Genomic DNA, 982 nt, shown 5'->3' with positions numbered 1-982 from the left:
CGCCTAGTAGGTGAAGTACTCGACCTTGGCACGCAGGTTCGCGGACAGCTCGGCCAGCTCGTTCACGCTCGCGCCGATCTGGTCCAGCACCTGGGCCGCATCCGAGGAGGCCTGCGCGACCGTCGAGATGTTGCCAGCGATATCCGCAGAACCGGTCGCGGCCTCAGCCACACCACGGCTCATCTCATTCGTCGTCGCCGTCTGCTCCTCCACCGCCGACGCGATCGTCATCTGGAAGTCGTTGATCTGACGCACGATCTCCGAGATCTCACCGATGGCCTCCACCGCGCCACCAGTGTCGTCCTGGATCGCCTGAACCCTGCGAGCAACTTCCTCGGTCGCCTTCGCCGTCTCCTGCGCCAGATCCTTCACCTCAGAGGCCACCACCGCGAAGCCCTTACCCGCCTCACCGGCACGAGCAGCCTCGATCGTGGCGTTCAGCGCCAACAGGTTCGTCTGCTCGGCAATGGTGGTGATCACCTTGATCACGTTGCCGATCTCCGCGCTCGAAGCACCGAGCTTGCCCACCTGATCGTTGGCCGACTCCGCCACCGTCGTGGCCGTCGCCGCCACCCGGGCAGCCTCATTCGCGTTGTGCGAGATCTCCTTGATCGAGGCCCCCATCTGCTCCGCGCCGGAGGCGACGGTCTGCACATTGCGGTTGACCTCATCGGCAGCGTTCGCGACTACCCCGGCCTGCGTGCTGGTCTCCTGCGAGCCCGCAGCGACCTGAGCATTCGCAGCCGACAACTCCTCAGCAGCAGCCGCCACCGTCTGAGCAGACGAGATCACCTCAGACATCGTCTCCCTCAGCGCACCCTGCGCCTTCGCCAGCGACGACGCCATGTCACCCAGCTCATCATTCGACCTCACATCAGCCTCAACCGTCAGATCACCCTCACCCATCGCCTCAAGGGAGACCTTGACCTTCGTGACACCGCGCGTGATGCGCCGCGAGATCCACAGACCCAACGCGATCGCG

Annotated in this window: 1 protein-coding gene; it reads right to left on the bottom strand. The window is 64.9% G+C overall.

Annotated elements, in window-relative coordinates; translation table 11 throughout:
* Positions 1 to 3 precede the first annotated feature (3 nt).
* Positions 4 to 972, bottom strand: a complete 969-nt coding sequence (locus AOP78_RS14635) for a methyl-accepting chemotaxis protein (RefSeq protein WP_369401095.1) — start codon at positions 970 to 972, stop codon at positions 4 to 6.
* Positions 973 to 982: the final 10 nt, after the last annotated feature.

The organism is Demequina salsinemoris (assembly GCF_000974805.1).
GTDB classification, from domain to species: Bacteria; Actinomycetota; Actinomycetes; order Actinomycetales; family Demequinaceae; genus Demequina; species Demequina salsinemoris.
This window is presented reverse-complemented; position numbering and strand designations above follow the sequence as displayed.